The sequence below is a fragment of the Anaerolineales bacterium genome (genome assembly GCA_022866145.1).
In the GTDB taxonomy this organism is placed as follows: Bacteria; Chloroflexota; Anaerolineae; order Anaerolineales; family E44-bin32; genus PFL42.
This window is the reverse complement of record JALHUE010000312.1, coordinates 1-8,243: the sequence shown is the minus strand read 5'-3', so window position 1 is coordinate 8,243 and position 8,243 is coordinate 1. Positions and strand designations below refer to the sequence as shown.

7 protein-coding genes are annotated in these 8,243 nt (G+C 64.5%); all 7 read right to left on the bottom strand.

Annotated elements, in window-relative coordinates:
• Positions 1-195 precede the first annotated feature (195 nt).
• Positions 196-2,337, bottom strand: a complete 2,142-nt coding sequence (locus MUO23_09725) for a DUF6055 domain-containing protein (protein MCJ7513231.1) — start codon at positions 2,335-2,337, stop codon at positions 196-198.
• 1,272 nt (positions 2,338-3,609) lie between these two features.
• Positions 3,610-4,365, bottom strand: a complete 756-nt coding sequence (locus MUO23_09720; protein MCJ7513230.1) for a hypothetical protein — start codon at positions 4,363-4,365, stop codon at positions 3,610-3,612.
• Between the two features lie 102 nt (positions 4,366-4,467).
• Positions 4,468-6,009, bottom strand: a complete 1,542-nt coding sequence (locus tag MUO23_09715) for a hypothetical protein (GenBank protein MCJ7513229.1) — start codon at positions 6,007-6,009, stop codon at positions 4,468-4,470.
• On the bottom strand, positions 6,006-6,815 hold the full coding sequence (locus tag MUO23_09710) for a class I SAM-dependent methyltransferase (GenBank protein ID MCJ7513228.1): 810 nt from the start codon (positions 6,813-6,815) through the stop codon (positions 6,006-6,008). The genes MUO23_09715 and MUO23_09710 overlap by 4 nt, the downstream gene beginning before the upstream one ends.
• Positions 6,808-7,275: a pyridoxamine 5'-phosphate oxidase family protein gene (locus MUO23_09705; GenBank protein MCJ7513227.1), complete on the bottom strand. Its 468-nt coding sequence runs from the start codon at positions 7,273-7,275 to the stop codon at positions 6,808-6,810. Before MUO23_09705 ends, MUO23_09710 begins: the two co-directional genes overlap by 8 nt.
• Positions 7,272-7,844, bottom strand: coding sequence for a UbiX family flavin prenyltransferase (locus MUO23_09700; protein MCJ7513226.1), 573 nt, complete (start codon positions 7,842-7,844; stop codon positions 7,272-7,274). The genes MUO23_09705 and MUO23_09700 overlap by 4 nt, the downstream gene beginning before the upstream one ends.
• A 17-nt stretch (positions 7,845-7,861) precedes the next feature.
• Positions 7,862-8,243: class I SAM-dependent methyltransferase (locus MUO23_09695; GenBank protein ID MCJ7513225.1), on the bottom strand; the 382-nt coding region annotated here is incomplete at its 5' end.

Genomic DNA, 8,243 nt, shown 5'->3' with positions numbered 1-8,243 from the left:
GCCGTGCCTCCAATAGTACAAGCCAGGCTTGTCATGAGAACTATTGCCAGTGCGAGAATAATGGAGCTTCGATTTTTCATTGCATCCCTCTTGATGGTTGAATATGGTAGACGCTATTTAACATCTTGAGTATGGAGTTCGCTTGAGGTTTGTATAAGCTGAAGATCTCCTTCTTTGGGTTGAAAGGGCAGCAAGCTATGGGCTGGTGCGGATGTAAGTGATCGGTTCGACGATGATGTCCGGAGCCGGCGGCCATATGTTCAGGGTATCGCCATCGCAGGTGTAGCCGGTGGGGATGGCCGAGCCAACCGGGAAGTCCTCCGGCTGGACTGGAAAGGTGGTTGAGCCCATGTCAATGCCACTTGCCACAATCTTCACGGTGACCACCATATTCATTGATCCGTTCAGACCGATCAGTTCGGAGCCATCCGCTGCAAACGGTCCGTCTGAGAACCCCTCGAAGGTATAGAAAACCTCCGTACCAGCATTGCCGCCCACGTTGGTCTCATGAACGATGAGATTCTCGTAGCCGCCGGAACCAGTGCCATTGGCCTTGAAATCCATGAACATTGTTCCGGTAACGCTTTCCACCGTTGGGATATCCTCTCCACCTGTGGAGATGACCGACTGCATATAGGAGAGGACGCTGTCGTTCGTCGCATCCCATCTGCCGATCAGGCACTCGTCGCAAGGCGCCTCGGTGACCTCGGTGGTAGAAATGATCTCCGTGCGCACGGCCGCGGGCGTTGTGGTAATGACATACCCGATGTACGGGAGATCTTCGCACCCACCGGCGGCAGCGGTCGGGAATGGTTCCCAACCTCCAATAGACCCGCGGGCGCGCCATGCCGAACGCCCCACCCCCTCCGAGAGTGTTTCGACCCCAAAGTTTTTTTCACTTTCAAAGCTGACCGCATAGCGAGTAAAAACAAATGGATTGCCGTATAAAATCCTGACTTCGGATTGTTCAGTGAATAGATATTCATCGTTGAAATCAAGTTCGAGGGCCATCATCGTTCCGTCACTATCCATCAGTGTATGGTCCAAAACGGAGCGCACAAAGTCCTCAAAGGTATCCTCCATACCGGGAACAGCGGCCAACGCGGCGAGCTGGGCATCGCGACCGGGTGTGGTGGGCATGGTGCGCAGCATGGCGATCACTCCGTCCGGGCCGATGCGGTTGCCCAGGAACTGGAAGAAGACGAAATTTTGATAGTCCATGTCCGTCAAGGGTCTGACTTTAGACAACTCAATGAAAGAATCCTTAAAGTCTTCCTGCTCAGCATTTACCGACGGGTAAACCAGATTGCCGAAATATTCGGCCGTACCTTCCCCCCACCACCACGAGTCCATTCCCGGCCTGTTTAATTGATCGCGCAGGTGCCAGGCCTGGAAACAGTGGAAGATCTCGTGGGCTATGGTCTGTTCGTAGTGCGGGATGTCCAGGGTCATCGAAGCAGGATTTATGATGACCGGGCAGGCTTCTGTTTTTTGCAACTCATCGGCCGGACGGAAACCTGTTTCCGTCGAGGCTAAAATAGTAAGATCTGGGGTATCCCTCTCGTCGGCCAGGGTAGTGAACACGAAAAAGATCGGCCTAACCGAACCATAATTCTGGAACTCAGCGATGGACTTCTGAACGGCTTTCAGCGTAGCCTCATAGTAACGGTCGCGGCTAGAATCCCCACGCCAGGCCAGCGGGTAATACACCCGGTAAGAGTTGCCGGCGAGTACTAGATCACCAAACAGGTAGCACGGAAAAGCCGGCGTGCGCTCATCGGGAAAGCCGTCGACCCATAAACGGTCGCAGGCCACCAGGTCTTGCCTTGCCGGGGCTGCCAGCCCGGGCCCGCGGCCGTCGCGGACGGTGGCCTGCTCCTCCGGGATCGAATACCGGTCGAGCGCTTCCTGGGTGGGAACGAGCAGGTTGACCAGGCGGGTGATCTCGTCTTTGACGGCTTGATCGGTTCCGGTCTGTAAGTATCCGCCCGCCAGCGTCAGGATGCTGGTGCCCTCAGTCACCAGTACGCCCTGTCCCAGGCCGGCCTCGCTGATCTGGATCTCTCCGGCGAAAAGCCTGAGCATTGTTACCAGACCCTCTTCCAGGGTCCACTCGCCGGAGGCAATCTTATTCTGCAGGAGATCCATATATCCGGAAGGCAGAGGCTCAGGGATTGTAGTCGGGATCGCAGTAGGGACTGCGGTGCCGGCCTCTGGTACTGCTGTTGCTATCGGGGCAACAATGTCTGGCTCTGGTGCAGCCTTCCCGGGCAAATTGCAGCCTGCCATTACAAGAATGAACATCAAGGACAGGATGTTTGCGATCGCTTTCTTCACGGCTATCTCCAATGGATCCGGTTGATTCAGGTTTCATAGGCAAAGCAGTGGTTTTTTGTAGTGTTTCTCCCCCAACCTGGGTTCACTGCGGTTGCTTGGGGAAGTAATGAGACTAATAATACCACAGTTGTCCTAAGGAAGAAGGGCCGTCAGTCCGCAAGGCTTCGAGGAGGCGGCCGACGCGCTCGGGGGTCATGGCTCTCTCCTTCCCGGAGCCCAATGTCAGGAGGCGATGGGGAGAAGCGCCCAGGACCCTCGAAGACGGCATACACGCGGTCCGCCTGTGTCATGGTGCCCAGGAGCCGAGTGACGAAACGCAGGCCTGAGGGGAATCCCGCTTCCTCCGGATCCTGTTCTCCCGCTGGCGGAGGCGATGCCCGCCTCACGGTCGGGATGGGTTTGCTCCCCCTGCCGGAAGGGAACGCGGCGAGGGCGTTCGCTCGCGCTCGCCGTTCCGACCGAACGTGCGACCCTCGCCCGGCGAGGCCGACGTTGGGCTACGGCCCAGCTGGCGTGCCGATTGCGGCGGCCGGAGTACGGCGGTCTGGCGGTGGCGCCCAGCCCGATCTTCCGCGTGCTGCGGCGGCCGGGGCTTCAGACCCGCGGGGAGCGCCTGGCCGCGCTCGAATCCCAAAGCGCTCAGGGCGCCGGGCCGCTCACCGAGCGGACCCGGCGGCAGGCTTCCCGGCTGGGCGGGGGATCAGCTTTGCGACTCGGCGTTGTTGTCGAGGAGTTGGCGCAGGGCACGTCCCGTCGCTGTCAAGGTCGAGTAGGACATAGCCGGGCGGGAAGTGCATGTAGTCGCCCATCCACCAACCGCCGCAGATCGCGCCGGCGGACACTGCCGAAGTGGCTCAGCCGCTCGGAGAGCAGATCGGCGGGATGCTGGCCGCCGATCAGGTACAGGCGGTCGTCGATGCTGCAGCCGGGCTGCCTCTGGGACTGCGACTGGAGATCCGGCCCAACGCGCCTTGATCCGTCCCCGTCGGGAAACATGCCCCGCTAGCCTCCCGGACTCAATGGCCGACGATGCGGCACACAAACGTACGGCGGCGTGTGTCAAGTGGGGCGTGGAAGGCAACCACGGCGCGCGATCAGAACCTGCTGGGCGGCAGACGGGGCGGAAGCGAAGCCAAAGGCATGGTGCCCTGTGGGTAGGGTAGGCGATCCGGCCGCGTGAGGCCGAGACCTGGAGGGCGGGTCAGCCTGCGGTGGAATGGGACGGAGGTCGGGGAAGGCGGGGAGCTGCGCTAGGTCACGAAACGCCGGCCATCAGATGCGCTCCAACACCCAGACGTGGGACAGCCCCAGGCAGCGCAGGGGACTGCGCTCGAACGCCTGCAGTGCAGCGCGCATGGCCCTTCCCAGGCGAGGCCGGCGAGCGATGATGTTGTCGTAGGCGCCGAAGATGATCGCTGTGGTGACCGGGTGGAGCGGCAGGCCGGCCACCAGCCGCCGCAGATCTACCGACGAGTAGACGCGCACGTGCGGCGCCAGCCGGTCGCGCCAGCGCCGCGGCAGGTAGTTGACCAGAGGGATATTGCCGAAGCGGTAGCGGCCGCGCCAATAGACGCCATGCGTCTCGAAGGGATAGCCTCGGTTGGGGACGAACAACACCAGTCGCCCGCCGGGGAGCAGCAGGCGCGCCATCTCGGCCAGCGCCGCCTGCGACATCGCCGCGCGCACCTTGCCCTTACGTGTGTGCGCGGTGTAGGGCAGGTCCTCGGTCAGCGGCCGTCCGTCGGTGTCGCCATAGGCATACAGGTTCTCGGCGATCACCAGCCGCGTGCTTGTGCCGGTCAGCCCCTCGAGGATCGCAGCCTGCAACGGGGGGAACTTCTGCGGCCACTCGTGGAAGTGAGGCTGTGCGCACTGATAGGCAGCGGATGCGCCCTGCGCAACGCGACGGACAAAGGTGGGGTCGTATAGATTGCCGGCGATGACTTCGACGCCGGCCGGGGTCTCGGCCATCGTACCGCTGCGGCTGACCATGCGCACCGTGCGCCCGCGGGCGAGCAATTCCTGCATCACCGACCGCACTCGCGGCCCCGCCGCCGTCCCCGCCTGAGCCAGACCGCGCGACGTTCCTTTTCGACCGGCAAGGACGGCGAGGGCGAGTTTCTCCTTGTCCTATCGGCCCTCGCGGCGACGGCGGCGATCGGCCGGCGTCTTTGCAGCTGGAGTCTGGCGGCGACGAGGACGAGGCGCCAGGGGCGAGTTGAAGAAAGCCACGGCCACTGCCTCCGCCGACTCGGCCAGGGCCCGCCTGTCCTCGGGCGAGTAGCTTGATTGATCTCGGCGGGGGCCAAGGACGATCCGACCCAACACCTGGTTCTCCGCCGTCAGGGCGGCGGTGACAGCCTCGTGGTCTTTCCACTCCCCGATACGGTCCGTCTGTCGTTCGAGTCTGCCCCGGCCCCAATAGACGGCTCCCCCGGTGGCCCCGAATGCCGCCACCGACTCCGCCAGCAATCGATGGGCCGCCTGCTGCGGGTGCAGCACCCAAATCCCTTGGACGATCTCGTCGGCGAGGGCGCGCAGGCGGCGGGGTGGATCATGTACGTCCTTGAAGCGTCGATCGACGGCGGTCTGCAGGCGCGTGCGCAAGGGCGTGAAAACCGACGCCAGGATCAGCGTCGTCAGGACGATGGCGGCGTCGGATTGCTCCCCCGTCACGGCGATGAAGGCCTTCTGGAACAGGCTGATCGAGGCCGAATACAGGCCGGCCAGGACGGCCGTCAGCCCTCCGTAGACCAGCGCCCGGTTGATGATCAGGTCGATTTCGTACAACCGATAGCGCAGGATGGCAATGGTCAAGCAGATCGGCACGATGCTCAACGATAGAAACCACAGGGCGGCGAGGGCCGAGGCCCAGGCTGGTTGGGGGGCACCCGGAGGCAGAGAGGTCACATAGACGTAAGGAACGGACTGCACCAGCATCAAGAGCCACCAGAAGACGAAGCCGACCAAGACCCACTTCGTCTGGTGACGCTGGGCCGGGGTCGACACGCGGCGATAGCGGTAGACCTGCCCGTAGACGGCCAGAACGAATACGGTGGCCAGGATGATCCAGGACCCGTACAGGAGTTGGGACGCAAGTGCCAACGAGGTCGGGAAGAGGACTCCGCTGATCCAAGGGAGGGGGAGGAGGACGATTTCCAGTGCCGCGACGAAGACCAGCCAGCGGGTCCAGCGAGGGATGGGGCGGCCATTCGGGAACAGAACCATCATTGCGATGGTGGGCAAGGCGAAGAAGATCGGCTGGACGACGCCAACGGTGAAGTCCCCGAGCCAAGGAAGGAGAGGCCCGAGAAACTCCAGCGGTCCCGCCAGGATCGCGCCGTAGGAGATCAGGTAGAAGGAAACGAAGAGGGCCATCGGTTCGTTCCGCTTGCGGCGAAAAAGGACGATGGCCAGGGCGAAGCAGGTGAGACTGGTGAACAAGGAGGCCAGCCCGCCGATGGTAGAAAACGGATCAGCGGGAGCCTCCGGGTAGAACGGGTTGTGGCCCTGGATGAAGCGGGCGTACGTGGGAAGGGAGGCCAGGAGCACGGCGGCTCCCAAGAGCAACGTGGCCCACCACAAGGCGCGTGCCCACGTGGGAGTACCGTGCCGGGAGGGGTTTGGCACATCGGCTGCGCCCTGAGGAGTCGAACGCTTGCCTTTGGTCATGATGGGCCCTCCGGGGGTCGAACAGGAGTCCCGCTGCGGAGCGCGGGTCCGTCAGAAGGATTGGCGGGTGAGTGGAAGAGCTTCTCAACCACCCAGAAGTGCGATAGCCCCAGAACGCGCAGCGGCGTGCGTTCCAGCCGCTGCAGGACGGCGCGAAGCCCCCGGCCGACGGGCGGCCAGCGGGCGATGATGTTGTCATAGGCACCGAACAGCACGCGCCGCTCGACAACCTTCGCCGGGAGACCCTGCAACAGGTGGGCGATATCGCTCGTTCGATAGGCGCGCACGTGCGGCGCCAGGCGGTCCCGCCAGCGGCGCGGCAGGTAGTTGACCAACGGGATGTTGCCAAAGCGGTAGCGGCCGCGCCAGTAGACTCCGTGCGTTTCGAAGGGATAGCCCCGATTGGGGACGAACAGGACCAGGCGGCCCCCGGGGCGGAGCAGGCGCGCCATCTCAGCCAGAGCGGCCTGGTCGTCGGCGACGTGCTCGAGCACTTCGTGCGAGAGGATCAGGTCGAAGGCGGCGGAGGCGAGGGGCAGGGCTTCGGCGGCAGCGTTGACGACCGGCGCCGCCGATTTCGCCTGGGCGCCGCGCTCGAAGTCGAGCTCGACGCCGACCGCCCGCTGGGCGCTGCCTGCCAGCCGGCGCAGATACAGACCGACGCCGCAGCCGTTGTCGAGCACGCTGCCGGCCAGCCGCTTGCCGGCGGCGGCCTCGATCATCCGCCAACGCCGCTCCTGTCCGGCGCGCCACACGTAGGACGGTTCGCCCAGCGCGGCGGCCTTGGGGCGCTCGTTCTCAGCCATCGAGGTCCCATTCCTGCTGGAAGCCGAATCCTTGACGGTTGTCGATGCGGCGGATCCAGTTGGGCTGGAAGCGATAGGGCGCGGTGGCTTCGACCGCCTGCGCCAGGTCGGCGGCGAACGGGAAGCGCCGCAGGTAGAGTTGGAGAGCGCGCGGCGCCTCGGTCTCCCTCAGCCGGCGCGCTCGCCCGCGCAGCTGCAGCCCGCGCAGCTCGCGCCAGTCAGCGATCGCGGGGTAAAGCGAGGCAGCGCAGCGCGGGTCTGCCTGCAGGTTGCGGCTGTGCTGGCTGGCCGGATCGGAGAGGAAGACCAGCGCCAGGTCGTCGGCGGCGAAGAACAGGGGTGTGGCGCGCGGTGCACCGTCGGGGTCGAGCGTCGCCAGGGTGAACGCCGGCGTCTCCTCCAACAGCTCCAGCAGGGCGGCGTGGTCGGGCTCGGCGAAGCCGGCCGTCGATCCAGTCACAGTCCCTGCCAGGTGCGATAGGCGTCGTTGTCGATCCCCAGCCGCTGCAGCGCCCGTCCGACCGTGGCCTGCACGATGGCGTCGAGCGACTGCGGATGGTCATAGAACGACGGCACCGGAGGGAAGATGATCGCTCCGGCCTGGGCGGCCAGGTCCATCAGGCGCAGGTGGCCGCGGTGGAGTGGCGTCTCACGCACCATCAGCAGCAGCGGCCGGCCCTCCTTCAAACAGACGTCGGCCGCTCGTCCGATCAAGTCATCGGCGTAGCTGTTGGCTACCGCCGAGAGCGTCTTGACCGAGCACGGGGCGATCAGCATGCCCTGCGTGACGAAGGAACCGGAGGCGATCGAGGCGCCGATGTCCTGAGGGGCGTGCACCACGCTGGCCAGCGCCTCGACCTCGCTCACCTTGTGGTCGGTTTCCTGGTGGATGGTGACGCGCGCCGCCGGGCTGAGCACCAGATGGGTTTCGACGCCCAGCGAGCGCAGCGCCTCGAGGCTGCGGATACCGTAGATCGCGCCTGAGGCGCCGGTGATGGCGACGATGATCCGCCGTCGTGAAGCCTCCACGCTGATTGGGTCTCCTCTCAGACGGGCTTGCTCGCCCAATGGATGGCGACCGTGCCCAGCATCCTGCGCACGTACCCGGCCTGGGCCAGCCCGGCGGCGGTGAGGCGTGCAGCCAGCGCCTCGGCCTCCAAAAAACGTTCGGTCGAATCGGGCAGGTAATTGTACGCCTCGGGATCCCTCGCCACCCAGCGGCCGAGCAGCGGGATGACGACATGCAGATGGAAGTGCAGCAGCGGCCGCGTCCATCCGGCGGCGGGCGGTGTGGTGTCCAGGCAGACAAACCTCCCTCCACGGCGCAGGACCCGCGCTTGCTCGGCGAGCGCCGCCGGCACATCGCTAACGTTGCGCAGCAGGAAGCCGCTGACCACGCCGTCGAAGGTTCCGGCGGCGAAAGGCAGG

What these genes read in the sequence shown, in the direction of transcription:
- MUO23_09720 (MCJ7513230.1), bottom strand. Translation starts at nt 4,365, where the DNA reads ATGCAGGAATTGCTCGCCCGCGGGCGCACGGTGCGCATGGTCAGCCGC.
- MUO23_09715 (MCJ7513229.1), bottom strand. Translation starts at nt 6,009, where the DNA reads ATGACCAAAGGCAAGCGTTCGACTCCTCAGGGCGCAGCCGATGTGCCA.
- MUO23_09710 (MCJ7513228.1), bottom strand. Translation starts at nt 6,815, where the DNA reads ATGGCTGAGAACGAGCGCCCCAAGGCCGCCGCGCTGGGCGAACCGTCC.